The organism is Herbaspirillum rubrisubalbicans, assembly GCF_003719195.1.
GTDB lineage: Bacteria > Pseudomonadota > Gammaproteobacteria > Burkholderiales > Burkholderiaceae_D > Herbaspirillum > Herbaspirillum rubrisubalbicans.
The window spans coordinates 61,869-87,622 of the sequence record NZ_CP024996.1 but is presented as its reverse complement, the minus strand read 5'-3'; the positions used below and the strand labels follow the sequence as shown (position 1 = coordinate 87,622).

Genomic DNA, 25,754 nt, shown 5'->3' with positions numbered 1-25,754 from the left:
ATATAAATGATTTATATCATTTACAGCAGCGACAATTGATTCGGATCTTCGCGCCGCCGCGACTGCGCCTTGCGGCGCGGGTCGATGACCTGGCCGATGTCGCGGCCCTCGGTGGAAATGCCTTCGATGGCCAGCAGCAGTTTCTTCACATGCAGGCCACCGGCAAAACCGGTCAGCTCGCCACCCGAACCAATGACGCGATGGCAGGGCGCAATGATGGAAATGGGATTGCGCCCATTGGCCGCTCCCACGGCGCGCACTGCTTTTTCGTTGCCAAGCTGGCGGGCGATATCCAGGTAGGTACGGGTCTGGCCGTAGGGAATATCCAGCAGCGCTGACCACACCTGGCGCTGGAATTCGGTGCCCTCGAAGTGCAAGGGCAGATCGAAGCTCTCGCGCTCACCAGCGAAGTATTCACGCAGTTGCTGCTCGGTCTCCAGCAGCACCGGACGGTCTTCGTCTTCCACCATCTCGCCCAGGCGCACGCGCAGGGCATCGTCGTCTTCCCACAGGATGGCCGCCAGATGATCGCCCTTGGCCACCAGCTTGAGCAAACCGGCCGGGGAGGTCATGAGCTTGTAGGCGTAGTCCATTGGTTTGTCTTTTGTTGCGTTGAGGGGACTGATTCTACTGTGCCAGTACGCAAAATAGTCAAGCATTCTAGAGAATGTTCGTCCATCTATTTCTATGGATGATATATGATATGTATATCATTCATCAACTATGGAGCCTACGATGAGCCGCATCCTGGTGGATATCCCGGATTCGCAATTGGCAGACCTGACTCAAATCGTCGAAAGTCAGCAGCGTCCGCGTGCAGTCATCATACGGGAGGCAATTGCCGCCTACATCACTCAACACAAGCTGGAACATAATGCCGAAGTCTTCGGCATCTGGAAAAAGAAGAAGGTAGATGGCCTGGATTACCAAAAGGAGTTGCGTGCAGAATGGTAAACGCACTCTTCGATACCAATATCCTGGTCGATTATCTCAATGGCATTGCCGTTGCCAAAAGGGAGCTGGCACGTTATGAATACCGCGCCATCAGCATCGTGACCTGGATGGAAGTGATGGTTGGCGCCTCGGAAGAAAACGAGGATGCCCTACGTTCCTGGCTTTCATCATTTCACCTGATCAATCTGGATAGTTCAGTGGCAGAACGCGCGGTACATATCCGGCAACGCCGGCGAATCCGCCTGCCGGATGCCATTGTATGGGCATCTGCACAGGAGCACTCCCTGCTCTTGGTATCTCGCAATACCAAGGATTTCCCTGCTGATGATCCAGGGGTACGTGTTCCCTACAAGCTCTAAGGCATGTACACATTCAGAAAAATAAACAGGGCGCCACGTTGCAGCAGCGCCCTGCACACGACAAACAAGCCCTTCAAACGGTCAACACCGAATACCCACTCTCATTGAGCGCGTCATACACCCGCGTGCAACTGCGGCAGAACAGGTGGCTGCGCTTGACGTGGTGATGCCTCAGCACCAGTTGCAGCGCCACCCCTTCGCAATGCGGGCAAGCCTCGCGCATGGGGCCCACCGGGGTGACCTCGGCGGTCAGGTAGCCGTTGGGGGTCATGACGCCTTCCACCACTTCGCGCGGGTCCAGTTCAACCAGCCGCAACAGCAAGGGGGCGGTACGTTGCTGGTAACGCGAACGCTCGCGCGCGGGGCTGGCAGCAATGCCGGGTAGGGGTGGAAGGGACGGGGACGATCTGACATCCGGGTGCCGGGTGGCCATGCTCATGGGTATCTCCTTGGTGAGAACTGCTGAGGCTGATCGGGTCTGCGTGCGGGAGAAGGCCGCAAGGGCGCTTCCGGGTGCCGCGCCTGCTGGCTTGAAGTCAGGAACAATGCGCTGACGGCGCGACGAGTCTTCACTCTAGTCGGCCAAAAGGCGGACTTCAATGGCCACTCGCAAAGAAATTTTGTGTTGTCCTGACTGCAATTTGCACGATCAGGGTTATCAACAAAACGGCAAGAATTTGTGCTCCCGGTTTTCGATTTTTACAAGCTAGTCCAAGCGAAACTTCGATTTCCCGCCATTCTTGCACCTGACATGCACGAACTGCTACAAACCCGTGCATTGGCTCTACAATCTCAGCATGACAACGCTCAACGACATCCAAGCCGCGGCCCAGCGGCTGCAAGGCCAGATCCTGGAGACCCCCTGCGTGGAATCACGCACGCTGTCCCAGATCGTCGGCGCCCAGGTCTTCCTCAAGTTCGAGAACCTGCAATTCACCGCCTCCTTCAAGGAACGCGGTGCCTGCAACAAGATGGTGGACGTGGCGGCCAGCGAAGCGGGCGCACGCGGCGTGGTGGCGATGTCGGCCGGCAACCATGCCCAGGGCGTGGCCTATCACGCGCAACGGCTGGGCTTGCCGGCCACCATCGTCATGCCGCGCTTCACGCCGGGCGTGAAGATCGAGCGCACACGCGGCTTCGGCGCCAACGTGGTGTTGCATGGCGACACCCTGGAAGCGGCCCGCACCCACGCCTATAAACTGGCCGAGAAAGAAGGCCTGACCTTCGTCCATCCCTATGACGACGAAGCCATCATCGCCGGCCAGGGCACGGTGGCGCTGGAGATGATGCAGGCAGTGCCGGACCTGGATTGCCTGGTGGTAGCCATCGGCGGCGGCGGTCTGTTGGCCGGCATGGCCGTGGCCGCGCGCGCCCTCAAGCCGGAGATCGAGATCGTAGGGGTGCAGACGCGGCGCTTCCCGACCATGGTCAACGCCGTCAAGGGCACCGAACATCCGGTGGGCGCCAGCACCATCGCCGAGGGCATTGCCGTGGGCACGCCGGGCACGCTCACGCGCGCCATCATCGCGCGCGAAGCCAACGAGCTGCTGCTGGTCGATGAAGGCGATATCGAACAGGCCGTGCTGATGCTGCTGGAAATCGAGAAGACCCTGGTGGAGGGGGCCGGTGCGGCTGGACTGGCGGCGCTGCTGCGCTATCCCGACCGCTTCCGTGGCAAGCGGGTCGGGCTGGTGCTCTCGGGCGGCAACATCGATCCATTGCTGCTGACGGCCATCATCGAACGCGGCATGGTGCGCGCCGGACGCCTGGCGCGCGTGAAGGTCAGCTCGCGCGACGTGCCCGGCACGCTGGCGCGCATTACCGGCATCGTCGCCGAAGCCGGCGCCAATATCGATGAAGTGCACCACCAGCGCGCCTTTACGCTATTGGCGGCGCAGAACGTGGATATCGAGCTGGTGCTGCAGACCCGTGGCCGTGCGCATCTGGCGCAGGTGCTGCAAGCCTTGCGGGTGGCCGGCTTCGAGGCCGAAGAGCTGCACTGAACAGGCGCTGGGGCCTCAGCGGCGGCGATGGAACTGGATCTTCTGTTCCAGCGGCGGCAACGCATCGCCGCTGTCGCCACACCCATCACAGGCACCCCCGCCACATCCTCCCGCCTTGGCCGGCGGCAACAGTCGGCGCCCCAGCGCCTGCCATGTTCCGGCGCCACGCCGCAACAGCCAGCTTGCCAGCCTGGCCTGCCAGCGCCAACTGAGGGCCGGGGCCAGCTTGCGCAGCATATAGCCCAGGCTGGCCGCCACCAGTGCGGCGATCACCGCGTATTGCCACCATAAGTGATTCATGCCAGCCACCCTGCGACGCGATAGGTTAGGAACGACGCCACGTAGGCCAGTACGAACATGTAGCCGAAGGAGAGCGCCACCAGGCGCCAGGATTGCGTTTCGCGGCGGATGATGGCCAGCGTCGACATGCACTGCGGCGCAAAGGCGAACCACACCATCAGCGACAGCGCGCTGGCCAGCGAGATATGCGTCGCCAACGCTTGTTGCAGCGCTGCACCTTCTTCGCCACCGACCGCATAGACGGTAGCCAAGGTGGCCACGGCGGTTTCGCGCGCGGCGAAGGCCGGGATCAGCGACAGGCTGATCTGCCAGTTGAAGCCCAGCGGCGCAAACAGGTATTGCAGGCTATGGCCGATATAACCGGCGATGGAATAGTCGATGGCCGCCCGCGTGGCATCGGCCGGTGGGGAAGGGAAGGTACAGATGGCCCACATCAGTACCGTCAACGCCAACATCACGCCGGTCAGGCGTTTCAAGAAGATCGCGCCGCGTTCCCACAGGCCCAGCGCGATATCGCGCCAGTGCGGCAGGCGATAGGAGGGCAATTCCATCAACAGCGCGCGCTCCTGGCGCGAACGGCCGATGCGCTTGGCCACCCAGGCTACCAGCATGGCCGCCGCGATGCCCGCCACATACAGGCAGAACAGCGCCAGCCCCTGCAGGTTGAAGATGCCCAGCACCGGATGATGCGGGATGAAGGCCCCGATCAGCAGCGCATACACCGGCAGGCGCGCCGAACAGGTCATCAGCGGCGCGACCAGGATGGTCGCGAGGCGGTCCCGCGGATCGGTGATACTGCGCGTCCCCATGATGCCCGGAATGGCACAGGCGAAGCTGGAGAGCAGGGGAATGAAGGAACGCCCCGACAAACCCACCGAGACCATCAGCTTGTCCAGCACGAAGGCCGCACGCGGCAGGTAGCCCGATTCTTCCAGCAAGAGGATGAAGAAAAACAGCACCAGGATCTGCGGCAGGAAACCCAGCACCGTCCCCAGCCCGGCCAACAGGCCATCGGTCACCAGTCCGCGCAGCGGACCTTCCGGCAACCATGCACCGACCACGCCACCCAGGGTGCCAAAGCCATCGGCAATGGCATCGGTCATCGGCTTGCCGATGGCATAGACGGCCTGGAATACCAGGAACATGGTCAACGCCAGCACCAGCAGCCCCAGCACCGGATGCAGGACGATCCGGTCGATCGCATCGTCGCGGCGGTCGGTGGCAGCCGGCATCACTACGGTCGCGGCCAGGATGGCGCGCACCTCGACGTGCAGGTCATCAATGGACGGCACCGCTGCCGCAGCAGCAGGCACTTGCTTGACATCGATGGCGTCCACCAGCGCGCGCGCACCGCCACGCTTGACCGCCACGGTCTCGATGACCGGCATCCCCAGCCGCTGTGACAGTGCCGCCACATCGATGCGGATGCCGCGGCGGGCGGCGGCGTCCATCATGTTCAGCGCCAGCACCATAGGCAGCCCCAAGCGCCGCACTTCCAGCACGAAACGTAGATGCAGGCGCAGATTGGTGGCATCGGCCACGCACACGATCAGGTCGGGCACCGCCTCGCCCGGATAGCGGCCCTGCAGCACCGCTTGCGTGACGCGCTCATCAGGGCTGACCGATTGCAGGCTGTATGCGCCCGGCAGATCGACCACACGTACCTGGCGGCCGGAAGGGGCGGTGAAGGCGCCGGATTTGCGCTCCACTGTCACGCCGGCGTAGTTGGCCACCTTCTGGCGCGCCCCGGTCAACTGGTTGAACAGTGCCGTCTTGCCGCAATTGGGATTGCCCACCAGAGCGATATTGAGCGCGGCACCGTTCATGCTGCCATTCCTTGGACATCCGAGGCCTGCAGCGTGACCCGCTCGGCTTCGGCGCGCCGCAACGCAAAGCGCGTCGAGCCGATCTGCACCACGATGGGGTCACCGCCAAAGGGCGCGCTGGCGACGATGCGCACCGGTTCTCCGCGCACGAAACCGAGGTCACGCAGACGTGCGGCGACGGCATCGCCAGCGTGCGCATCGGTGACATGATCGACGATGGCGGCAACGCCCTTGGCTAGTTCAGTAAGACGCATGGCTTTTTATTCTGATCAGGATTCAGTAACGATTCTCATTATATTGCTTCACCCTGATAAGTGCCTGACTGAAGTAATCGGTCAATTCGGGCAAGCGCGCCAGGTGGGCTTGAGCGGCGGCGGCTGCGACCATATGCCGCAGCGGGCTGCCGGGAATCCTCACAGAAATGTTAGATTATTAGCAATAAAATAAACGCAACACGTGGTTTTTCTTTTATTATCTAGACAATAAATTCGCCAAATGTGTCGCTTCTTCGCCGAATCTCACAGAATTTTCCATGCGTAAATTATTGCAGCGCACTATACTTCGATTTATTTCCTTGTGGAAATTAATGCCGAGCGCGACAAGCCGGACAGCTGGGGCCGGGCGCTCCCAGCGCCGGGGAGCGGCAGCGCCGGAACGATCGATTCAAGCAGCTTGCATGGAAATGGGCCTGGCGGCCTGAGCGACCACCACAACATGACTCCACATTCAGCAGGTCCAGCCGAATCCGATATGCCGCAGCAGATGCCGCTGCGCAGCCTGTTGGCCGAAATCAGTGCATTGACGCTGCAGGTGCAACAGTTGAGTCGCATGGCAGGCGAAGCCAGCGCACTCATCGACAATAGCCAGATGCCGGCCCCCATTGATCCGGTCTCCTTGCAACAGGCACAGCAAGATGCCGACGACGATGCCGACGATCTCGACCAGACCGCCCACCAAGTCCAATGGGTCGAACTGGAAGAGGCCATCATGCGCATCTTCGACCAGACCTTCGGCCCACGCCTTGATACCCTGGAGCGTCAGATGAGCATGGGGCTGATAGCCGAGATCGGCCCGGCCGCCTTCGTACAGAAGGTGTTGTGGGGCGAGGAGATCAGCGACATTGCGCTCACCATCGCCCTGGAGCGCATGTTGCCGGCGCTGGAGCAACTGGTCGAGGCGCATCCGCGTGCCTTCCTGCGCCAGGCCAATTCAGTGCTGGGACGCTTCAAGAGCAACTAGCTGCGTCGGCTTTTTGCCCTTTCCTTTCTAGAGCCTGTTCCGTTCAATCATTCAGTGGCGAGCAAGACCGTCGAGGTGACGTCCACAACGCAAAATAAAACGCCCCGGCCGCAGCCGGGGCGCTTCATCACCGCATCCCACTCAAACGTCAGTGCGTAGTGTCGGTCTTGGTCTTGGGAGTGGTCGCCAAGGCTTCATTGCGCTGGGCGGTGGACTCCGTCTTTTCCTGCTTCAGCTGCGCCTTGGCAGCCTTCTTGTCGGATTTGTACTCTTGCTTGGCAGCCTTTTTCTGGGCCTTGTACTCGGCCTTGGCGTCGGCATCGGCCTGGCGCTTCTGGACGAACGGATCGTTGGACGGCACGGCCGACGGCGTCGTCGCCGAGTTCATCGAAGTGCCCGGGGCGGTGTCCACGGCATTGCCGCTGGTCGGGGCATTCTGGGCCATGGCGCTACCGGCCAGGGCCATGAACAGGGTCGAGATCAGGATATGACGAGTCTTCATATGTACCTCCTTGGGTTGTGTTTATCGGAAAGCCCGTGGCTTCGATATCGAGAAACAGGATGCGGGATCGATGACGATCCATGTCGCTACTATAGGCAAGTTGGCTGTTGCGCTATGTCGGACAAGGTCTGATTCCGCGCTTCCGCGATGACGCAAATTGCCGGGTATCCATACCCACATTCCCACGCGATGTTGCGTCATACGTGTTGCTCTGAACGTGTTGCCGACATGAAGGTTCGGACAGAAATGCAAGCGATGGTGAACGATGCAAGCAATCGTAACAAGCAGAAACAGGCCTTAGCGCCCTAGCCATCGACCCGTACCACCACCTTGCCGAAGGCGCCGCGTTCCAGATGCGCCAGCGCCTCGGGCAACTCGGCAAATCCATATTCCTGCTCGACCATCGGCACCAGGCCCAGCTGATCGACTGCACGCACCAAGTCTTCCAGCGCACGGCGATGGCCCACGCCGATGCCCTGGATACTCTGGCGACCCAGCAGCAGCGGGATGCTTGAGGCTTGCAGCCGCATGTCGCCCAGCAAGCCTATCAGCGACAGACGACCGCCTTGCGTGAGCGCTTGCAGCGAGCGTTCCACGTTCTCGCCACCGACCAGTTCCAGCACGTGGTCGGCACCACGGCCCTGGGTCATCTCGCGTACCTGATGCTGCCATTGAGGATGAAGACTGCGCAGGATGCCGTGCGTGGCGCCCATTGCGAGCGCGCGCTCCAGCTTGCCCGCATCGCCGGAAATGACGATGGTGCGCGCACCCTGTGCGGCCGCCAGTTGCAGCCCGAACAGCGCCACGCCACCGGTTCCCTGCAACACCACCGTCTGGCCGGCGTGCAATTGGCCCTGTTCGATCAGCGCGGTCCAGGCGGTGAGACCGGCGCAGGGCAGCGTGCTGGCCTGGGCATCACTCAGGGTAAGCGGTGCGGCCACGGCCCAATCCTCATCGAGCAGCACGTACTGGGCCAGCATCCCCGGGCCCGGTGCACCCAAGGCTACAGCTTGCGGCGGCCAGTGGCCGTCCAGCCAGCCGCCCCAGAACGTAGAGATGACGCGTGCCCCCGGCGCGAAGCGGCGCACGCCAGCGCCCACCGCCACGACTTCACCCGCCATGTCGGAGGCGGGCGTGAAAGGTAGCTGCACTTGCGGGCCACCGCTGCCGCTATCGATATTCATCTTGTCCCGGTAATTGAGCGCAACGGCGCGCACGCGCACCAGAATCTGTCCAGGTGCCGGCTGCTCGATGGGCAGGGTCTCCAGTTGCAGGTGCTGCTTGCCGAATTGATGCAGGCGCCAACGGCGCATGGTCTGGTCCATGGTTGCTCCTTGAGCGAACGATAGGTGATGGTGATAGGTCGTGCGTGAGACCAAGGGCTCACGCCGAACTGCGAACAGGACACCAGTCTATGGGCCGCACCAACATCGTAGTGGCGACGATTTTTCCCTGCTTTGTAGCGCTGATTTCGCCAATGCTTGCCAGCGCGGTGCACAATCCCGCCTGGCAAAGGAGGATCCATGGATAGCTTCAATGGCATTGCCGTCTTCATCCAGGCGGTGGAGGCGGGTAGTTTCATCCGCGCAGCACAGCGTCTGCACCTGTCGCGTTCAGCGGTGGGCAAGAGCATTGCGCGTCTGGAAGAACGACTGGGCGTGCGCCTGTTCCTGCGCAACACACGCAGCCAGAGCCTGACCGAGGAAGGGCGCGCCTATTACCAGCGCTGCCTGCGCGCACTGGAAGAACTGGAAAGCGGCCAGGCGCTGGTGGCCGAAGGGCGATGCGAACCCACGGGACGGGTACACATCAGTAGCCCGGTGCTGTTCGGGCGCATGTGCGTGGCACCGGTGCTGGTGGAACTGGCGCGGCGCTGGCCGCAACTGGATATCACGGCCTCCTTCACTGATCGTCGGGTCGACCTGGTCGAGGAAGGCGTGGACCTGGTGCTGCGCAGCGGCCCCTTGCCCGATACCAGCCATCTGGTGGCGCGCAAGATGGGCGTGCAGACCATGATGCTGTGCGCCTCGCCGCAGTATCTGGCCGATCACGGCCGGCCGCGCCACTTCAGCGACCTGGCACGCCATCACGCCATTCTCTATGGCAAGACAACGGGTTGGCCGATCCGGGATGAAGAAGGCAAAGTGCGCATGGCCCCGGTGACCAGCCGCCTGCACTTTGACGATCTCGAAGCGATTGCCGCGGCCACCGTCGCCGGGGCCGGACTGGCGCACCTGCCGTGCTGGCTCATCAGCACACACGTCAAGGCGGGACGACTGGTCAAGCTGATGCCCGAGGAATCCTTCGCCACCATCGACATGCATCTAGCCTGGTCACCGACGCGCCACTTGCCCCTGCGGATACGCACCGTGATCGATGCCCTGGCTGCCGCATTGCCACCCTTGCTGGGTGTGGGTGTGCCCAGATCCAGGCGGGGCCGGGGGCGGTAGTCAGGCGCGGCGGCGGCGCTGCGTGATGTAATGCTGCTGACCCGGCAGGCTGTCCAGCCAGCCCTGCCAGAAGCGCAGCATGGCCGCTTCGAACTGGGGGCCGTGACGCTGCGCATCGGCACGCAGGCGCGCCACGCTGATGTCGCGGGTGTGAGCAATCTCATGGGCGTGACTGACCAGCCAGTGCTCCACCGTGCGCACGTCCACTTCCGGGTGGAATTGCAACGCCAGGCAATGGCGCCCCCAAGCAAAGGCCTGGTGCGGATACCTGGCCGATGCAGCCAGGTGACGCGCCCCGGCCGGCAGGTCGAAGGTATCGCCGTGCCAATGCAGCACCGGGGTCTGCTGCTCCACCACCTCGCGCAACCAGGGCGAATCGGCCAGATGCTGGCCGGGCTGCAGGCTGGCCCAGCCGATCTCCTTGCCACAGCTACCGGGATAGACACGCGCGTGCAAGGCCGCCGCCATCAACTGCGCACCGAGGCAGATGCCCAGGGTGGGCAGATCTTCCAACATCCGCGCCCGCAGCCAGGCGACTTCGGCGCGCAGCCAAGGATAGGCGTCGCTGTCATAGACCGCGACCGGGCCACCCAGCACGATGACCAGGTCCGCATCCAGCGGCGAAACATCGACCAAGGCATCCACTCCCACCTCGACATAGCGGATCTGGTAGCCGTTGCCCAACAACAGCGGGGCCAGTTGGCCCAGATCTTCGTTGGGTACATGACGCAGGGCGAGGGCGGTTTTCATCGGACGACTCCTGTCAGGGGGTGAGGGCGCGGCAGCAACCACGGCCAGCTTCGTTATCTCTTATCGAATACAACGTCTGCCTGAAAAACTTACTCAAATCTATTGAACAAGTTCCTTGAATCTTGAAGCTTTTCGGTCGGAAAATCTTTGCGGCATCGCAAAAGATATGACGTAGACAACAAGCCGGAAAAGCCCAATGATTAGATTTATTCCTTATTTATCATAGGCTTATTGAATAATCTCGACCGTTTTTTTCTTCACAATCTTTCCTTTTTTGATGTGCAGTTGCGATATAAAAATCGCAGCACAGGATCGAAAAAACTGATTGTTCGTCTTTCTGGAATGATGTATTCCGGTTTGTCTTCTTTTTCCGGCGGCCTTGGGTCTCTACACTTGGTCTCACGATGACAGCACACAACGACTGAACCACAAGCGTAGTCACAGCTTGCCGTGCGCATCTCCTCACTCACAAAGGAACGATCATGAACACCAAGAACATTGCCAAGAACCTGTTTGCAGGCCTGCTGTTGAGTACCGCCGTTGGCGCCGCCATGGCTGAAGCCCCGTATCCGGCCGAGACCCAGATCGTCTCGACCAAGAGCCGCGCCGAGGTCGTGGCCGAACTGCAGCAAGCCCGCGCCAACGGTGAACTGCTGGTGACCGACCAATATCCGGTGGACAAGCCCTTCGTCTCCACCAAGACCCGTGCCGAAGTGCGCGCCGAACTGCAACAAGCCCGCGCCAATGGCGAGCTGCTGGTGAGCGACCAGTATCCGGCCGACAAGCCCTTCCACTCGACCCTGACCCGCCAGCAAGTGCAACAGGAACTGCAACAAGCCCGTAGCCAGGGCAACGCAGTGAGCAACGCCCCGGATCGCTCGCTGTAAATCGGACGATCCGCAAGTCTCCTTCCCCCGGCGCCACCATGCCGGGTGGAGGCGCAACAAGCGCAGCGGCCAACCCGCTGCGTCAGTCTCTCCCCAGGCGGGCCCCATGAAAGCGACACCCTCTCCCCTCGGTCGCCGGTAGTGGGGTCCGCCTGTCCTGTTTTCACTTTCATTTCGTGGCCGCGTTTCTGGTTTTTTCATACGGCCATTTTCTAAGTTTTCTCCTCTATTCCCTCTGCCGTTTTCCTTTCCGTTTTCCCTCTGTATTTCGTTCTTTTCCACCTTCCTTGAATAAAAACCATCTCTAAGTTTTTGTATTTTCCATTTATAAGTTTTAGTTCAATGGTTTTCTAAGTTGATGAACGCATCCATGAACCTGCCATGATCGCTGCGCTTGTTCTGAAATTCGGAACGATGAATTCCGATTCCGCGTCTTTATCCGACCGCCGATGATCTCTAAACTTGGTTTCACGATGACAGCACACAACGACTGAACCACATGCGTTGGCCCGGGTTGATGTACTCATCTCCTCACTCACAAAGGAACCATCATGAACACCAAGAACATTGCCAAGAACCTGTTTGCAGGTCTGCTGTTGACCACCGCCATTGGCGCCGCCATGGCCGAGGCTCCGTATCCCGCCGAAACCCGTTTCACCTCCACCAAGACCCGTGCCGACGTGATCGCCGAACTCAAGCAGGCGCGCGCCAATGGTGAATTGCTGGTGAGCGATCGCGACCAGGAAGTCAAGCCGGTGGCCTCGACCAAGACCCGTGATGAAGTACGCGCCGAGCTGGTCCAGGCACGTGCCAATGGCGAACTGAGCATCTCCAATCAGTAAGTACATCCACTGGCGGCAATGGCCGCTACCACGCCAGCGTTTCTCCTCAGGCGGGCCCACGAAAGCGACACTCTCTCCCTCTGTCGCAAGTAGCGTGGCCCGCCTGAATTTGTCTTTTTGGGATTTGCATTTTCTAAGGTTGTTGACTTCCCATTCCTTAGATTCGTCGATTTCACTTTCTAAGTTTTTACCTCAGACAGCATGGCCTCTACAAGCACGAGTTATCGGAGAGCAAATTCCCCCTCCACGAAAAATTCTCCGCCCTGAAATAGTTAGGGTTGCGAGCCATAAAAAATGACGGTTTCAGTCTGCCGTCTTCTCGCCCGGCGGCCCGTCGATCACGGTATCGAGCGCGTCGGGCTGGTTGCGTGCCGAGACGTCCGCGCGCAGGCGGGGCAGGGCGTCGGGGTAGTGGGTGGCGATGAAGCTGATCATGTGCTCGCGAATCTGGCAGCGCAGGTCGAAGGCGCTGCCGGAATCCCTGGCCGAGACCAGCAGGCGGACCTGCATGGTGCGCTCGCTGGCGTCGGTGACGTGCATGACGCAGACCCGCCCATCCCACAAGGGCAGGGTCTGACAGACCCGCTCGAATTCGGCCCGAATGGCCGCCGTGGGCACCGAGAAGTCCAGCCACAGGAAGACCGTGCCCAGGATGGTGGAAGAGGTATGGGTCCAGTTCTCGAAGGGATTTTCGATGAACCATTGCAGCGGCACGATCATGCGGCGCTCATCCCAGATCCTGACCACCACGAAGGTACCGGTGATTTCTTCCACGCGACCCCATTCCCCCTTGACGATCAAGACGTCATCGATGCGGATCGGCTGCGAAAAGGCGATCTGCAGACCGGCAAAGAAGTTGCCCAATACCGGCTTGGCGGCAATACCGGCGACGATCCCGGCCACGCCCGCCGAAGCCAGCAGGCTGGCACCGAACTGGCGCGCGCCGGGCAAGGTCAGCAGCACGAAGGCCAAGCCCAGCAGGGCGATGATGAAATAGGCGCTGCGCGAGAGCACGCGAGTCTGGGTCAGGATGCGGCGGGCCTTGAGATTGTCGGCCACGTCATAGGGGTTGAGGTTGATGACGGTCAGGCTGACCGACTTCACGCAACGCATCAGGAACCAGGTCAGCGCCAGGATGAAGGCCACCGAGGTCAGATAGGAAATGCGCGTGAGCCCGGGTGTGTTGTCGGGCGCGCCGGCCAGCACCAGGCGCAGCATGAAGAGCATCACGCAGGCGCGGCTGGCATTGAAGGTGACGGTGGTGGCGGTGGTGGTGAAGGGATGGCCCCGTGCCAGACGCCGTACCAGGGCAATGCCCATGCGATGCAGGAAGATCGCCAGCAGCATTGCCAGCAGGGCCACGCCCAGCACGATCAGGCCGGAGCGCAACGGGCCTTCGTTCATGTTGTACAGAAAACCGAGATCCAGGTTCATCCTTTCCCTTCCATGTCTGATGTTGTCCGGTGGCTACGCGCAAGGCGTTTTCCGGTTCGAACAGGGAAGGGCGGTTTTGTTTCCGAGCTGGGCTAATTGGCGGGCGGTGATTGCGCCGCCTCCAGCGTGCCGACCAATAGGCAAGCCGTTTCCACCGCGGCGGCCAGGGCCAGTTGGACCGGCGCGGGGCGCTGGCGGGTGAGCTGCTGCAGGGCCGGCCCATCCTGGGACTGCAGCGCTTGCGCCAGGGCTTGCAACCAATCCAGCAATTCCGGCGCGACCGCTTGCGGATGCGCCCACAGGTGGCTGGCCGCCGCCGCCAGGCGTCGCGACAAGGCCACGGCGGTGCGGCCCCGGCCATGGTCGCGCTCGGGCCAGCCGCGTTCGCGCGCCAGGCGCTGCAACAACAGCCCGGCCTCGACATTGGCCACGCAGGCGTCACGCCGGTGCGCGTGCAGTTGCGCCATGCGCGGCTTGTCCTGCAGAGCAGGCGCGGCACTGAGCGCGGCATTGAGATAGGCCAGGTTGAGCTGGGCCATGCGGCGCAGCTGGGTCTGCGGATCGTCCTGCTGGCGGCGCGGCCAGAACAGGTAACTGGCCAGCACCGCCACCAGCGCGCCGATGACGTTGTTGCCAGCGCGCAGGGCGGCATTGGTGAGCTCATGCGCCGGATCGCCACCGACATCGGCCACCAGCACGAAGACCGGGGTAAGGAAAGTGGCATACAGGCCATAGCTGACCGGACGCAGCGCCATGGTCAGCACCGTCAGCGGAAACACCAGCACTGCCAGTCCCAACGGCGAATGCACCACCAGGCAGACCGCCACCGCCAGCACGCCACCGACCACGCTGCCCACGGCGCGCTCCATGCTGCGCGACCAGCTATCGGAAATACTGGGCTGCATCACCAGCATGGTGGCCATGGTGGCCCAATAGCCGAAGGGCAGTTCCAGCAGATGCACGATCAGGTAGGTGGCACCGGCGGCGGCGGCGCAGCGCCAGGCGTGATGCCATTCGGCCGAACCGGCGCGCACATGCAGCGCGGCCTTGCGCCACAGCGCAGCCAGCAGGTGCAGCAGCGCCGCCACACCCCGACGTTGTGGCCGGGCCACGCGGGCGGCCTGCTTGAGGCCGGCCGGATCCTGGCCGCCCAGCGCCAGCGGCGTATCGACCTGCTGCAACAGACGTCCGGTGCCGCTGGGCAGGCGCGCCACCAGTTGCCGCAGGCGCAGCATGATGCGCGCATCGTCATCGGCGGCAATCGCCTGGCCGCCTTGCATATCCCGCTGCATGGCCTGCAACTGGCGCGCAATCGCGCCCAACACACGTGCGGTGCGCTGGCGCGCGTGGGCGGGCTGGTAGTGCGTCAACTGCAGATCGGCCAGCACCGTAATGCCATCGAGCAGCACCTCGGCGCGCGCCAGGCGCACCAGCAGGTTTTCGTACAGACGGCGGGATTCGGTACGCTCGACGGCCACCGCTTCCAAGGCGCGATGGGCGCTGGCAATGTCAAAGCGTGCATGACGGCGGGTGTGCGCCGCCAGTTCGGCGGCATGGACCGCATACGCCACGTCATCCAGATCATTGGCCGCGGCGATGGCGGCCAGCTCGGCCAACGTGCCATAGGCCCGCGCCACCGCCTGGCGCGCCGGGGCAAAGGGGTGGATGCGCCAAGCCGTCAGGCCCAACAGCAGCGCCCACAGGCAGCCGCCGAAGTAGATCAGCACGTGGCTTTGCGTCAGCGGCCACAGCACCACCGGGGCATCGGCCATGATGGCCGACACGCCCGCGGCCAGCATCAATACCAACCCGGCAGCGGCACCATAGATGCGCGAGAAACCGGCCACGCCAGCACACGCCATGATGGTCAGCAAACCCGCTTCCACGCTGAAACCGGCGGCGGTGGCAGCGACCATGCCGCCCAGGGTGGAGGCCAGCGCAAAGCCGCCCATCGAGGCCAGGCGGGCGCGATTGGAGCCGGCACTGTCGGCCAGGCAAGTCAGGAAGGCGCCGATGGCGGCCCAGGAAAACAGGGGATTGCCCAGCCACTCGCCCAGTAGCAGCATGGCCGCTGCCCCACAAGCGGCGCGCAGGCCCTCGGAGAGATTGGCATGACGCAGGGGAAACTGCATACGCCAGCGTTCCACGCGGGTGCGGCAGCGGCGGCAATAGTTGAGCAACAGGAAGCGGTACAGCGAGAAACGCGACGACAAGAGCGGCGGCATGATCGTGCTTGGATAGACGGCTGGCGGAGCAGGGCAGGGGCCTGGAGGGACCATGGAGGATGGCCGACACCCGCACACTCACGAGCGCGATGACGTCATTCCGGTTCCGCCTTCACGGGTGAGGAGGGGCGGCAGGTATCGGCATGATCAGTATAGGAAGAGGCAGTCATGCACGGCATGACTTAAATTCCCATTTTGCATTCGCAGATGGAATACAAGAAAAAAAAAGCGAAGCAAGATAGCGGAGCGCAGTGCGCCCCTGACACATTACTTGCGCCCTCGGCCACCGGCAAACAGTTCAGCGCTGATGTCCATCCAGGCCCTTGCCGCATGGGACAGGTAAGCGCCGCGCGTGACATAGGCCACCTGCCATTGCACTTCCGGTTCCACCAGCCGCACCGCCTGCAACTGGTCGCTGGCCAGGCGGTGGATGAAGGGTTCGGGCAGGAGCGCCGCGCCCATGCCGGCCAAGGCCATGGCCACCAGCCAGTCCCATTGCGCGCTCTGGGCCACGATCCGGGGAGTAATCTCTTGCTCGCGGAAGACGCCGCGCAGGCTGCGGGTGAGGCCGAATTCATTGTTCAACAGCACCAGCGGCATCCCATCGAGCTGGGCGCAGCGCAGGGTGGCGCGGTTCTTCTGGAAGCTGCCGGCCTGCGCCACCGCCCACATGGGGTAGCGCGCCACCGGCAGGGTCTGCAATTCCAGGTCGGGGTCGGCCGGCAGCACGGTCATGCCGATTTCCAGCTCGCCGCTGGCGACCCGCTGCTCGATCTGCGGGCCGGTATCTTCCTTGAGCACGATGGCAATCTCTGGATGACGCTCGCGGAAGGCCTTCAGTACCGGCGTGCAGAGGATGTTGATCATGGGCGGGATGCCGATTTCCAGGCGGCCGCAGCGCAGCGCCTTGGTATCGCGCACCTCGGCGTCGAGCCGCTGCATCGAGGCCAGGATCTGCTGGCCCTGCTCATACACCACGCGACCGGTATCGGTCAGTTGCAGGCGACGCCCATCGCGGATCAGCAAGGGCGCGTCCACCTCGTCCTCCAGCTGGCGCACCATCTTGCTGACGGTGGACTGGGTCACGTGCAAGGTGTCGGCGGCGCGGCTGAAACTGTTCAGACGCACCGTTTCGGTGAAATAGCGCAGGGCGCGGATATCCATGGCGGCGGGGGCTTCAGGCAAAAGTGGAGTGGCTTGGAAAAGTATGCATTTTCCGACTGCAACGGCGGAATTTAAATCATACAGCGCATACAGACCGACTTCTATACTTGGTTCAAACAAGATGCAAGAAGTCCGTCAAGGATGCACTTCGCCCCACCCTAAAGAACCCGAGCAGGAGCACACTCATGGATAGCCAGCGCATCCGCCAGCCCGCATTGGCCGGCAAAGTCATGTCTGCCGCACAGGCGGCGACCTTCTTCCACAACGGCATGACCATCGGCTTGAGCGGCTTTACCCGCGCCGGCGATGCCAAGGCCATGCCGCGTGCACTGGCCGACCGTGCTACGCAGGAAGAACTGCATTTCACCGTCATCACCGGCGCCTCGCTGGGCAATGGCAGCGACGGCCTGATGGCCGAAGCGGGGCTGCTGGCACGACGCCTGCCGTTCCAGGTCGACCCCACCCTGCGCAAGCAGATCAATGCCGGCCAGGTCATGTTCATCGACCAGCACCTGTCGGAAACCGCCGAGCAATTGCGCAGCGGCACGCCCTCGCGCATCGACATCGCCGTCATCGAAGCCGCGGCCATCACCGAAGAAGGCATCGTGCCCACCATGTCGGTGGGCAATTCGGCCAGCTTCGTGGAGCAGGCCAAGCAGATCGTCATCGAACTCAATACCAGTATGCCGATGGCCCTGGAAGGCTTGCACGACATCTACCTGCCGGCGGCCCGTCCCGAGCGCAAACCCATCCCGCTGACCGCCGCGGGCGACCGCATCGGTCATCCGACCATTCCCTTCGATCCGGCCAAGGTGGTGGCCATCGTGTTGACCGAAACGCCTGACAGCCCCTCCACGGTCTTGCCGCCGGACGACGAGACCCGCGCCATCGCGCGCCACGTGATCCACTTCCTGGAGTGCGAAGTGGAAGCTGGTCGTCTGCCGCATACGCTGGCACCGCTGCAGGCCGGCATCGGCACGATTGCCAATGCGGTCTTGCACGGACTGGTGGATTCACCCTTCCGCAACCTGGTGATGTATTCGGAAGTGCTGCAGGACAGCGCCATCGAACTGCTGGACTCGGGCCAGCTGGCCTTTGCCTCGGCCTCGTCGATCACGCTGTCGCAAGCCAAGTACGAGCACTTCCTGGCCAACCTCGATCGCTATCGCGACAAGCTGGTACTGCGCCCGCAGGAGATCAGCAATCACCCGGAAGTGGTGCGCCGGTTGGGCATCATCGGCTTGAACACGGCGCTGGAGTTCGACCTCTACGGCAACGTCAATTCCACCCACGTGGGCGGCACCCACATGATGAACGGCATCGGCGGCTCGGGCGACTTCGCGCGCAATGGGCAGATCTCGATCTTCGTCTCCAAGTCGGTGGCCAAGGACGGCGCCATTTCCAGCGTGGTGCCGATGGTGTCGCACGTGGACCACAGCGAGCATGATGTCGATGTGCTGGTCACCGAGTGGGGGCTGGCCGACCTGCGCGGACTGGCGCCGCGCGAGCGGGCGCTGAAGGTGATCGAACAGTGCTGCCACCCGGACTACCGACCGCAACTGCGTGACTACTTCGAACGTGCCTGCCAGGCGGGCGGTCATACGCCGCATCTGCTGGGCGAGGCATTCTCGTGGCACCAACATTACGCACAGCATCGCACCATGCGCCTGGATCAGCACAAGGGCTGAAGCTGCCGATGATGTGCCAGGGAAAATGCCTGCATCAAGCATCAAGCTATTGCCCCTTTATTTATACCTTCTTAGAACTCATTTCACCAATAGGCGTGAAATGAGTTCTAGATAAGGGGCAAATCTGTTCCTCGTCCACCTGCTTCTCGGCACAATCTACGCGGCTGGGTATGCGTATGCGGATTCGTCTTCGAATTGACACGCCGCTTGCGTCGCGTGTTCCAGCACGTATCTGGAGAGGCGTCCGTTGACGCGAGACTATCAAGCGTCGTTCAAGGAGGATGGTTGGCGCAACTTCTTTTGAGCATCTTGAACATCCGGGAACAAGGCTAAAGCATCATTTTGAATGCGCTGCCGGTTAACTTCTTCGCTGTAGTAGCCAAGCTTGGTCATCGTATCGCTGGGCAATCCATGTCTGATATTGATCGCCCGCGCCGATTGTTCCCGATAGGCTTGCTCAGAGGCTTCCCTCGTGGCAGAAGTATTTAAATGATTTACCAGATTCTCAAGAATCTGCGGATAGGCCGCCAGCGCCAATGATCCCCCTAACGCGCCCACAGGAGAGCCTGACCCAGCCGAGTCTCCGACAAGCACGACATTCGACCGCATGGTGTTGTCGGCGCGCTTCATTTTTACATCAATTCTCTGAGATGAGAATTCGATCGTTTCATCCGAAATCCTCGTGTCTGAGCCACCAACCTCACACATAAGCTGTGCTGCACTCATGGCGTTGCTGATGGCGGCAGCATCGAATGGCTTGTCAGGCTCAATGCCTAAGGACATGTTGACGAGCGCCCCCTCTTGCCGATGAAGATGATGAATCGCGGTCAGTTGTTTTTTTTTCTTTATCAAACATCACGCCAAACAGTCCTGGCGCAGTATTTTCGGGGCCAGTGTAATTGGCCTGGTACCAGCTCTCTACGGTAGGGCTAATGGTTTGTTCACTCACCAGCGACGCATTCTTACTGTTTGCACCCTCGGCCACGACAATGAGATCGAATTTAATGGCTGGATCGATATCTTCTTTTTCATCGTTGTCGCCCACCGTCAGTCTCGCAGCGTAGTCAGTGCTTGGTCCCATTGAAGTTAGCAAGGAGACTTCGGCGGAAATGACATCGATATTCTCCTGGGTCAGGCAATACTGGTTCAACCCTTTTTCCAGATTCCTGATCTGGCATAGTGCTACGTTGTGCGCACTGATCGTCGACAGATTCGGATATTGCCAATCCCTGGCATCAACCGCTGCAACAGGCTCCCCTTGCGGCCATTCGAGATTCATATAGGCCATAGGCTCAGTTTGCCGCGTCTTCGTAGACGTCTGCAAATCCAGATAGTCGGTTTTTTCCCGATTCTTGCCGAGGCGAACCGGTATCTGCGCCGAAGTATGGATGCCATCATTATTGGTCAGCCACTTCACAAATCTAAAGGCAGAGTTAGCCGACTTGATGACTCTTCCTTGATTCGTGGCGAAAATACCTTCTTCCGAGCCGATATTATTCCGATTGATATCGATTAACTTGTGTTCGATCAGATGTCGAAGCAAGTCTCCTTCTGGCGCCAATTTGGCCAGCGTAAACAGCGCTTCTTCTTTGAGTACGAAGGTATTTTGGCGCGTGTATGCGGTTCTCTTTTCAGCCACGATCACATGAAATCCGCTGTTCTTCAGCGTCAGTGCTGCAGCGAATCCCGCGGTACTTCCCCCGGACACAAGAGCGACCCTCATGCTTGGATTGCGCTCTTTTTTCTCCGCTAGTTCAGACATCAGTGCCTTGATGGCAGACACATCATTTGCGGTAGTGTTCACTGCATAGTCCGACGCACCATGAATAGTAGGCAAAGCACCCGCCAGTTGACGAAGAACTGCGCCCTTTCCCTGGTTCTTGTTCACCTGCTGCATGGTGTTGCATGTGCTGGCCTCACTTGGTTCAGGAGTTGCTACTTCCGGTTGAGCCTGGGTAGGTAATTGCGAAGGAAATTCATAGTCTTCCGCTGGATGCGGGGGGGATGTGACATTCATCATATTGGTTCCATTTTTAGTTGACTGAAACAGAACGGGTCGCCATAGGCAGATCGCCGCCAACGACTTTCTGTTTGTAGAGATCTGTTGTGAGATGCAGCATGTCGCTGCAAATGGTATGTGCCCACAGCCAGGCGATAGTTTCAGCAGTCTGTAAGGGACTTGCACAGCGTCTGTGTCCGGCACATTTTTGCGGAAAAGCTCTTCGGAAGTTTTCCTCAAAAATGTGCTGCTTTCTCTGAGGAAAAGCAACGTCAATCCGGCAGACGGACTAGCAGGATGCACATATCGAGTGACGCTTACGCTGCGCACGGCATACCTCATGGTGCGCGATGCGCGGACATACCGGTTCACCGTTCGGTGGAACCGTCAACCTTCGGTGGTCGACATACCCATGCACAGGCAGACGCCGATTTCATCTGCAAACTCCTGCAAGCCTCGCGGCGTCGGCGGTAGTGGGAGGATCCCTTCATCTCCCTACCTCGCTGCCGCCTGCCTCCAATCGAAAGAGAACAATGAACACCTGTTCAATCCCATGAGGGGCGCGGCCTTATTGCATACCTTGATCATAGAAGCGTTTCATTTCCCCGGTCGCAGTGAAGAAATTTGCTCCAACGGAGTAATGACAACAGCCTTGGACCATGATCGGTATGTCGTGATCCGCTTGAACGGGCGGAGTATTCCGAAACAAAAAACCTATTAGATCATTTCATGAAAAACCTACCTCTTCATTCGGCCGTCGACATCCGCTTCTTGCAGGAACCCATGCTCGATGCTCCCAGTGCACCAGAGCCTGGCACTGCTTCTTCCGAGATGACGACGCAGCCTGAACTGCCATGTCGACCCGCCATGCTGGACATTCGCCACGAACAGCGAATCCGCGCGCAGCAGCGCGCAACCCATTCGGAAATCACATCTGTGCAAGCCGATGTAGAGAGCACTCAGGATCATCACGATATCGACGTTCAGGCCAGCCCTCTGGACTGGCCTGTGCTGCGGTGTCTGCTGATGATTGATGTTGCCAGTGGCCGCCTGTCGGCGGCCAGCACCGGCGCCGCAGACGATGCTCGTGCCCTGACCAGCCTGCTCGACGAGCTGAACCTCGCTCCCGCGTTTCTGGAACAGATCAAGCATCTGGCCCAGGAACTTCCGCCAGGGCAAGCACTGGAGTTGCGTTATTGCATGGGTGCATCGATGGACGCACAGTATCGTCACCTGCAGTCGCGCTTCGCGGTCAAGCAGGCGCTGCTATGGAAGGACGGCGACCATGCCGCGCGCCGTCGCGAGGAGGTGCTGGCGGCCGCGACCGAACATGCGCCTTGCACCGGAGCCGCAGATGACTTTGTGGAGATCGAACTCAAGGGCATCAGCGTCATCAGTGCCGCCTTGGCCGGGATGCGCCAGCAAGCTGCGCTCTGGGACGAAAAAACCGGCCATGACGATTACGCCCGGCTATGCAGCGTGATGCCGGAGGTCTCGGTGCATATCGCTCCCGATGGTGCCTCCATCGAGTCGTTCAGCCAGGCGATCTGTTGCGAACTGGCCAAGCCTGCACATGCAGACTTTCGCGCCAGCCAAGCTCTTATCCACGCACGTTATCAGGCTGGGCGGATCGAGCACAGCTGGCGCGCGCTGGGCGGCAGTATGATAGGTGGTGCCGTGTATTCGCTGGGCATGATGATGCTCAACAACTACATCAACCACAGCATGATCCCGGCCGAAATGCGCCGCGAAACTGGGTTGAGTCGCCAGAGCACGGCGGAGAAGCTGTTTTCGGATGTATCTGAAGAGCTCCTGTCGGTGGCGACGCCCTGGCAGAAATTCCTGATGACATTTGATCCCAGCTGGCAACTGGGTAGTTGGGAAATCTTTGACAACGCCATCCTCGACTGCGTCCTGGGTGACGATGAGGCAAAGCAGGAGACGTCCCAGAAAACACTTGAAGGCCCCTCGGGTGGCGATGTTCATCCTCAGGGTAGTAAGGACAGTGGCGCTGCGGCAATTGCCGATACCGAGGCAGCGTCGCTGGCCGGTGCGTTGGTGGCGTCACAACAGAGGATAGGGCAAGGGCTGTCAGAACTGACCTCGGCCAGTTTGCGATCAGGACTAAGTTCAGTGGCCGCCAAAGCGGCGGCGATGATGGGGCAGATGGCCTCTTCCGCTTCGTTCGCGGTACCGGCAGGCATCATGTCCGGAGTATTCTCCTGGCCTGATAAGGCCATCGAGATCTGGAAGCCCGGTCGCACCGCCAGCGCCTTCAAGTCCGGATTCAAGGTTGCGGTGACTTCGCCGCTCTCCAGCCTGGCGTGCAGTGCCGGATTTTTCCTGAAAATGGGTGAAGTGGCGGCCGAGACTGAGGCAGCGGTCTTGCAGGCGCTTGAGCAGGGACAACTGGCCTGGCCACAGTACAATCCCTTCGATGCCACCCAATCATTCGACCGCAGCGACATTGAGCAGGTCAAGCGAGCTGTCTGGGATATGACCCAAGAACAGCTCAACAATGAGCCTGATGCACTAGCGGTGCGGCTGTCGGTGCCGATGGAGTTTATCTCGGGCGTCGTGCAAGGCAGCATTTCGCTCATTCCTGGGATGAATCAGGCGATTTCGTTTGCCTTGGATACGCTGTTCTTCGGTCCTGGCGAGTTGCTCTGGATGACCATCACGGGGGTCATCTCCAATCGCGCCAATGAACAGGAACTGCGTAGTCGTCTTGCCGCGGTGATGCAGTCCTGTTCGCATGAGGCAGTTGGCTCGATCCAGAGCAGGCGCATTGCCGTGCAGTTCCTGCTGGATAACCGGCTGATCTCCGAGGAAGGCTTGCGTCAGTGGCAGCAACAGACAGTTGCGATGTTGGGCGGCGCCATGATCCATCCGGTATATGAGGGCGGCAGCTACCTCAAAAATGGAGGACGGGTAGGGCTGCGGGCATTGGCCGAGCTACCCACACGCGTCGGTGCGACCATGCCTAACGCACTACGCCGTCTGAGCTCGCGCACCGGAGAGCTACTCTCTACGGCTGGTAAGTACGCACGTACCGGCGCTGGAGCAGCCGTGGATTGGGCGGTTTCCGCAGGCGTGTCGGTGGCGCGTCCGCCGATTTCCTATCTGCGTGGCGAAGAACACGCACCGGATGCTGCGGCCGCGAGCCGCTATGCTGAGACGCTCAAGGCACTTCCTGCACGGGTAAGCAAGACGATGACGGATCTGCTCGGACCGGATGAGCACAATCTATCCATACGGACCCGCTTGCCCTACGAAAGGGCCGTGACAGGAAAGCCTCGCAGCGATGCGCTCGCGCAGGTACCAGCGTCAAATAATTGATGCAGGCATTGTTGCATTCGGCACGCACGGCCACCTTCAGAAGGTTTCCCAATCTCCATCAGCCTCTTCCTTTTTGAATGAGGATGAGGGTGCGGGCGCAGGTTTGTTGACACTGGGCTGTACCTTGGGAGGTAGTGAGCGGGCCGCGGCAGGCGCCGGCTTGGGCGCCGTCTTCACCACTGCGGCCGCGCGGGCCACCGGAACCGAGTGGGCGATGCCGCCCGCTGTCTTGAAGATGCCCACCGCACTACGCAATTCGGTGGCCTGTTCGGACATCGCCTGGGCCGCCGCCGCAGCTTGCTCCACCAAGGCCGCATTTTGCTGGGTGACCTGGTCCATTTGACCCAACGCCTGGTTCACCTGCTCGATACCGGTGGTCTGTTCCAACGACGCAGCGGAAATCTCGGTCATGATATCGGTCACGTTGCGGACCGCCTGCACCACTTCATTGATGGTCTGGCCAGCTTCGCTGACCAGGTGGGTACCGCGTTGCACGCGCTCGCCCGACAGGTTGATGAGATCCTTCACATCCTTGGCGGCAGCAGCGCTGCGCTGGGCCAGCGAGCGCACCTCGCTGGCAACCACCGCAAAGCCGCGCCCTTGCTCACCGGCCCGGGCCGCTTCCACGGCGGCGTTGAGCGCCAGGATATTGGTCTGGAAGGCGATGCCTTCGATGACGGTGATGATGTCGGACACCCTGTTGGAGCTGTCGGAAATTTCATTCATGGTATCGATCACACGCCCAACCACCTCACCGCCCTTGACCGCAAGCGTGGAGGCGTTTTCCGCCAGGACATTGCCCTGCCTGGCATTGTCCGAATTCTGGCGCACCGTGGAGGTCAGCTCTTCCATGCTCGACGCCGTTTCTTCCAGCGATGCTGCCTGCTGCTCGGTGCGTTGGGACAAGTCCGTGTTGCCGGTGGCGATTTCGCCAGCGGCCACGGAAATGGATTCACCCGAGGATTGGATGCCGCGCACGATGGTCGTGAGCTGTTCACGCATGGTCGACAGCGACGCCATCAAGCTATCGCGGTCGTTGTTTTTCAAGGGCACTGGCACGGTCAGGTCACCGGCGGCAATATGCTGGGCCACCTGGGCGGCGGCCGCAGGCTCTCCCCCCAGGGCATTGACGATACTGCGCGTGATTGCAAAGCCGGCGACGATGGCCAACAAGACGGTCAAGGCACCGGCACCGATGAGCACCGACAGGGTCGAACTGCTCAATGCACGGACCTGTTCGCCACGCACCTTGAGCAGGGACTCTTCGGCCTGATTGAATTCAGCCTGCAGCGCACGGAAGCGGTCCATGTGGACCTTGTCGTGAGCCGCACCGAAATACGCTTGCAGGGCTTGCGTGGAAGCACTGGCGTTGGCCTCTTTGCGCAGTTTGATCAAGGTCTGGTCGACTTCTTCGATCTTGTTGGTCAGCTCCAGCATTGCGGCCAGGCGTTTTTGCTGGGCCGGATTGTCAGAGGTCAGCTTCTTGGCTTCGTCGAAGGCCTTCCTGAATTCTTTGCGCCCCTCCAGATAGGGAGCGAGGAAAGCCTCGTTGCCCGAGGCCACGTAACCACGAATGCCAGTCTCGATGTTGACCATATTGACCAGCATATTGTCAGCCGTGCCCATCACCTCGTAGGTATGAACATTCATGGCGCTGGCGGCTTCCAGCTTGTTGAAATTGAACAGCGACAAGGCACTTCCCGCCAGTGACACCAGCACCATGCAAAGAAAGGCCAACCCCAGTTTTCGACCGACGGTCAATGATCCAAACATTTTCCCCACCCCATTGTTCC

General features: G+C 60.9%; 23 protein-coding genes. 9 read left to right on the top strand and 14 right to left on the bottom strand.

Going from position 1 to position 25,754, the window contains the following annotated elements; all coding sequences use genetic code 11:
• Positions 1-20: 20 nt before the first annotated feature.
• Complete coding sequence (locus RC54_RS00345) at positions 21-593, bottom strand: methylated-DNA--[protein]-cysteine S-methyltransferase (RefSeq protein WP_058893840.1); 573 nt, start codon at positions 591-593, stop codon at positions 21-23.
• A 142-nt stretch (positions 594-735) separates the two neighbouring features.
• Here RC54_RS00345 and RC54_RS00340 point away from each other — a divergent pair, with 142 nt between their 5' ends.
• Complete coding sequence (locus RC54_RS00340) at positions 736-954, top strand: ribbon-helix-helix protein, CopG family (RefSeq protein ID WP_017452670.1); 219 nt, start codon at positions 736-738, stop codon at positions 952-954.
• On the top strand, positions 948-1,313 hold the full coding sequence (locus RC54_RS00335) for a type II toxin-antitoxin system VapC family toxin (RefSeq protein ID WP_017452671.1): 366 nt from the start codon (positions 948-950) through the stop codon (positions 1,311-1,313). The genes RC54_RS00340 and RC54_RS00335 overlap by 7 nt, the downstream gene beginning before the upstream one ends.
• 73 nt (positions 1,314-1,386) lie before the next feature.
• Here RC54_RS00335 and RC54_RS00330 read toward each other — a convergent pair whose 3' ends face one another.
• Complete coding sequence (locus tag RC54_RS00330) at positions 1,387-1,752, bottom strand: hypothetical protein (protein ID WP_044528012.1); 366 nt, start codon at positions 1,750-1,752, stop codon at positions 1,387-1,389.
• A gap of 358 nt (positions 1,753-2,110) precedes the next feature.
• On the opposite strand from RC54_RS00330, the gene RC54_RS00325 reads away from it, so the two are divergent.
• On the top strand, positions 2,111-3,316 hold the full coding sequence (locus RC54_RS00325) for a threonine ammonia-lyase (RefSeq protein WP_058893838.1): 1,206 nt from the start codon (positions 2,111-2,113) through the stop codon (positions 3,314-3,316).
• Between the two features lie 15 nt (positions 3,317-3,331).
• Here RC54_RS00325 and RC54_RS00320 read toward each other — a convergent pair whose 3' ends face one another.
• The 3 genes from RC54_RS00320 to RC54_RS00310 are packed head-to-tail and all read right to left on the bottom strand — an operon-like array spanning position 3,332 to position 5,696.
• Complete coding sequence (locus RC54_RS00320) at positions 3,332-3,616, bottom strand: DUF6587 family protein (RefSeq protein ID WP_058893837.1); 285 nt, start codon at positions 3,614-3,616, stop codon at positions 3,332-3,334.
• Positions 3,613-5,442, bottom strand: coding sequence for a ferrous iron transporter B (feoB, locus tag RC54_RS00315; protein ID WP_061789873.1), 1,830 nt, complete (start codon positions 5,440-5,442; stop codon positions 3,613-3,615). Before feoB ends, RC54_RS00320 begins: the two co-directional genes overlap by 4 nt.
• Positions 5,439-5,696, bottom strand: a complete 258-nt coding sequence (locus tag RC54_RS00310; protein ID WP_061789874.1) for a FeoA family protein — start codon at positions 5,694-5,696, stop codon at positions 5,439-5,441. The genes feoB and RC54_RS00310 overlap by 4 nt, the downstream gene beginning before the upstream one ends.
• 496 nt (positions 5,697-6,192) lie before the next feature.
• On the opposite strand from RC54_RS00310, the gene RC54_RS00305 reads away from it, so the two are divergent.
• Positions 6,193-6,681 (top strand): hypothetical protein, encoded by a 489-nt coding sequence (locus tag RC54_RS00305; protein WP_058893834.1) that lies wholly within the window; start codon positions 6,193-6,195, stop codon positions 6,679-6,681.
• 148 nt (positions 6,682-6,829) lie between these two features.
• On the opposite strand, the gene RC54_RS00300 is transcribed toward RC54_RS00305, so the two are convergent.
• Together RC54_RS00300 and RC54_RS00295 are read right to left on the bottom strand one after the other, a co-directional pair.
• Positions 6,830-7,183: a hypothetical protein gene (locus RC54_RS00300; RefSeq protein WP_058893833.1), complete on the bottom strand. Its 354-nt coding sequence runs from the start codon at positions 7,181-7,183 to the stop codon at positions 6,830-6,832.
• Between the two features lie 305 nt (positions 7,184-7,488).
• Entirely contained in the window at positions 7,489-8,508 is a 1,020-nt protein-coding gene (locus tag RC54_RS00295) for a zinc-dependent alcohol dehydrogenase family protein (RefSeq protein ID WP_082803147.1), read from the bottom strand.
• Between the two features lie 198 nt (positions 8,509-8,706).
• On the opposite strand from RC54_RS00295, the gene RC54_RS00290 reads away from it, so the two are divergent.
• Positions 8,707-9,633: a LysR family transcriptional regulator gene (locus tag RC54_RS00290; protein ID WP_058893832.1), complete on the top strand. Its 927-nt coding sequence runs from the start codon at positions 8,707-8,709 to the stop codon at positions 9,631-9,633.
• On the opposite strand, the gene RC54_RS00285 is transcribed toward RC54_RS00290, so the two are convergent.
• Entirely contained in the window at positions 9,634-10,383 is a 750-nt protein-coding gene (locus RC54_RS00285) for a glutamine amidotransferase (RefSeq protein WP_061789875.1), read from the bottom strand.
• 482 nt (positions 10,384-10,865) lie between these two features.
• Here RC54_RS00285 and RC54_RS00280 point away from each other — a divergent pair, with 482 nt between their 5' ends.
• Both RC54_RS00280 and RC54_RS00275 read left to right on the top strand, forming a co-directional pair.
• Positions 10,866-11,270: a DUF4148 domain-containing protein gene (locus RC54_RS00280; RefSeq protein WP_058893830.1), complete on the top strand. Its 405-nt coding sequence runs from the start codon at positions 10,866-10,868 to the stop codon at positions 11,268-11,270.
• A 551-nt stretch (positions 11,271-11,821) separates the two neighbouring features.
• Positions 11,822-12,112: a DUF4148 domain-containing protein gene (locus tag RC54_RS00275; protein WP_061789876.1), complete on the top strand. Its 291-nt coding sequence runs from the start codon at positions 11,822-11,824 to the stop codon at positions 12,110-12,112.
• Between the two features lie 303 nt (positions 12,113-12,415).
• On the opposite strand, the gene RC54_RS00270 is transcribed toward RC54_RS00275, so the two are convergent.
• The 3 genes from RC54_RS00270 to RC54_RS00260 all read right to left on the bottom strand — a co-directional run bounded on the left by RC54_RS00270 (position 12,416) and on the right by RC54_RS00260 (position 16,935).
• Positions 12,416-13,546 carry a mechanosensitive ion channel family protein gene (locus RC54_RS00270; RefSeq protein ID WP_061789877.1) on the bottom strand — a complete coding sequence of 377 codons (1,131 nt, stop codon included), beginning with the start codon at positions 13,544-13,546 and terminating at the stop codon, positions 12,416-12,418.
• Positions 13,547-13,638: 92 nt separating this feature from the next.
• On the bottom strand, positions 13,639-15,771 hold the full coding sequence (locus tag RC54_RS00265) for an FUSC family protein (RefSeq protein WP_061789878.1): 2,133 nt from the start codon (positions 15,769-15,771) through the stop codon (positions 13,639-13,641).
• Positions 15,772-16,038: 267 nt separating this feature from the next.
• Entirely contained in the window at positions 16,039-16,935 is an 897-nt protein-coding gene (locus RC54_RS00260; protein ID WP_026052107.1) for a LysR substrate-binding domain-containing protein, read from the bottom strand.
• A 185-nt stretch (positions 16,936-17,120) separates the two neighbouring features.
• Here RC54_RS00260 and RC54_RS00255 point away from each other — a divergent pair, with 185 nt between their 5' ends.
• Positions 17,121-18,623, top strand: a complete 1,503-nt coding sequence (locus RC54_RS00255; protein WP_058893826.1) for an acetyl-CoA hydrolase/transferase family protein — start codon at positions 17,121-17,123, stop codon at positions 18,621-18,623.
• 261 nt (positions 18,624-18,884) lie between these two features.
• Here RC54_RS00255 and RC54_RS25655 read toward each other — a convergent pair whose 3' ends face one another.
• Together RC54_RS25655 and RC54_RS25650 are read right to left on the bottom strand one after the other, a co-directional pair.
• Positions 18,885-19,406 carry a hypothetical protein gene (locus RC54_RS25655; protein ID WP_244216425.1) on the bottom strand — a complete coding sequence of 174 codons (522 nt, stop codon included), beginning with the start codon at positions 19,404-19,406 and terminating at the stop codon, positions 18,885-18,887.
• A complete protein-coding gene (locus tag RC54_RS25650; protein WP_244216424.1) occupies positions 19,390-20,643 on the bottom strand; it encodes a hypothetical protein in 1,254 nt (417 codons plus the stop codon). Before RC54_RS25650 ends, RC54_RS25655 begins: the two co-directional genes overlap by 17 nt.
• Positions 20,644-21,351: 708 nt before the next feature.
• Between RC54_RS25650 and RC54_RS00245 the strand changes: the two genes are divergently transcribed.
• Complete coding sequence (locus RC54_RS00245) at positions 21,352-23,961, top strand: hypothetical protein (protein WP_231738873.1); 2,610 nt, start codon at positions 21,352-21,354, stop codon at positions 23,959-23,961.
• A gap of 36 nt (positions 23,962-23,997) precedes the next feature.
• Here the strand turns inward: RC54_RS00245 and RC54_RS00240 are convergent, their stop codons facing one another.
• Positions 23,998-25,734, bottom strand: coding sequence for a methyl-accepting chemotaxis protein (locus tag RC54_RS00240; protein ID WP_061789879.1), 1,737 nt, complete (start codon positions 25,732-25,734; stop codon positions 23,998-24,000).
• Positions 25,735-25,754: the final 20 nt, after the last annotated feature.

Excerpts from the sequence above, each read along its gene's own strand:
- RC54_RS00335 (WP_017452671.1), top strand. The coding sequence starts at position 948 with ATGGTAAACGCACTCTTCGATACCAATATCCTGGTCGATTATCTCAAT.
- RC54_RS00255 (WP_058893826.1), top strand. The coding sequence starts at position 17,121 with ATGGATAGCCAGCGCATCCGCCAGCCCGCATTGGCCGGCAAAGTCATG.
- RC54_RS25650 (WP_244216424.1), bottom strand. The coding sequence starts at position 20,643 with ATGATGAATGTCACATCCCCCCCGCATCCAGCGGAAGACTATGAATTT.
- RC54_RS00305 (WP_058893834.1), top strand. The coding sequence starts at position 6,193 with ATGCCGCAGCAGATGCCGCTGCGCAGCCTGTTGGCCGAAATCAGTGCA.
- RC54_RS00260 (WP_026052107.1), bottom strand. The coding sequence starts at position 16,935 with ATGGATATCCGCGCCCTGCGCTATTTCACCGAAACGGTGCGTCTGAAC.
- RC54_RS00280 (WP_058893830.1), top strand. The coding sequence starts at position 10,866 with ATGAACACCAAGAACATTGCCAAGAACCTGTTTGCAGGCCTGCTGTTG.
- RC54_RS00340 (WP_017452670.1), top strand. The coding sequence starts at position 736 with ATGAGCCGCATCCTGGTGGATATCCCGGATTCGCAATTGGCAGACCTG.
- RC54_RS00290 (WP_058893832.1), top strand. The coding sequence starts at position 8,707 with ATGGATAGCTTCAATGGCATTGCCGTCTTCATCCAGGCGGTGGAGGCG.
- RC54_RS00270 (WP_061789877.1), bottom strand. The coding sequence starts at position 13,546 with ATGAACCTGGATCTCGGTTTTCTGTACAACATGAACGAAGGCCCGTTG.
- RC54_RS00330 (WP_044528012.1), bottom strand. The coding sequence starts at position 1,752 with ATGAGCATGGCCACCCGGCACCCGGATGTCAGATCGTCCCCGTCCCTT.
- RC54_RS00275 (WP_061789876.1), top strand. The coding sequence starts at position 11,822 with ATGAACACCAAGAACATTGCCAAGAACCTGTTTGCAGGTCTGCTGTTG.
- RC54_RS25655 (WP_244216425.1), bottom strand. The coding sequence starts at position 19,406 with ATGTCCTTAGGCATTGAGCCTGACAAGCCATTCGATGCTGCCGCCATC.
- RC54_RS00240 (WP_061789879.1), bottom strand. The coding sequence starts at position 25,734 with ATGTTTGGATCATTGACCGTCGGTCGAAAACTGGGGTTGGCCTTTCTT.
- RC54_RS00310 (WP_061789874.1), bottom strand. The coding sequence starts at position 5,696 with ATGCGTCTTACTGAACTAGCCAAGGGCGTTGCCGCCATCGTCGATCAT.
- RC54_RS00295 (WP_082803147.1), bottom strand. The coding sequence starts at position 8,508 with ATGGACCAGACCATGCGCCGTTGGCGCCTGCATCAATTCGGCAAGCAG.
- RC54_RS00245 (WP_231738873.1), top strand. The coding sequence starts at position 21,352 with ATGAAAAACCTACCTCTTCATTCGGCCGTCGACATCCGCTTCTTGCAG.
- RC54_RS00320 (WP_058893837.1), bottom strand. The coding sequence starts at position 3,616 with ATGAATCACTTATGGTGGCAATACGCGGTGATCGCCGCACTGGTGGCG.
- feoB (WP_061789873.1), bottom strand. The coding sequence starts at position 5,442 with ATGAACGGTGCCGCGCTCAATATCGCTCTGGTGGGCAATCCCAATTGC.
- RC54_RS00285 (WP_061789875.1), bottom strand. The coding sequence starts at position 10,383 with ATGAAAACCGCCCTCGCCCTGCGTCATGTACCCAACGAAGATCTGGGC.
- RC54_RS00265 (WP_061789878.1), bottom strand. The coding sequence starts at position 15,771 with ATGCCGCCGCTCTTGTCGTCGCGTTTCTCGCTGTACCGCTTCCTGTTG.
- RC54_RS00300 (WP_058893833.1), bottom strand. The coding sequence starts at position 7,183 with ATGAAGACTCGTCATATCCTGATCTCGACCCTGTTCATGGCCCTGGCC.
- RC54_RS00325 (WP_058893838.1), top strand. The coding sequence starts at position 2,111 with ATGACAACGCTCAACGACATCCAAGCCGCGGCCCAGCGGCTGCAAGGC.
- RC54_RS00345 (WP_058893840.1), bottom strand. The coding sequence starts at position 593 with ATGGACTACGCCTACAAGCTCATGACCTCCCCGGCCGGTTTGCTCAAG.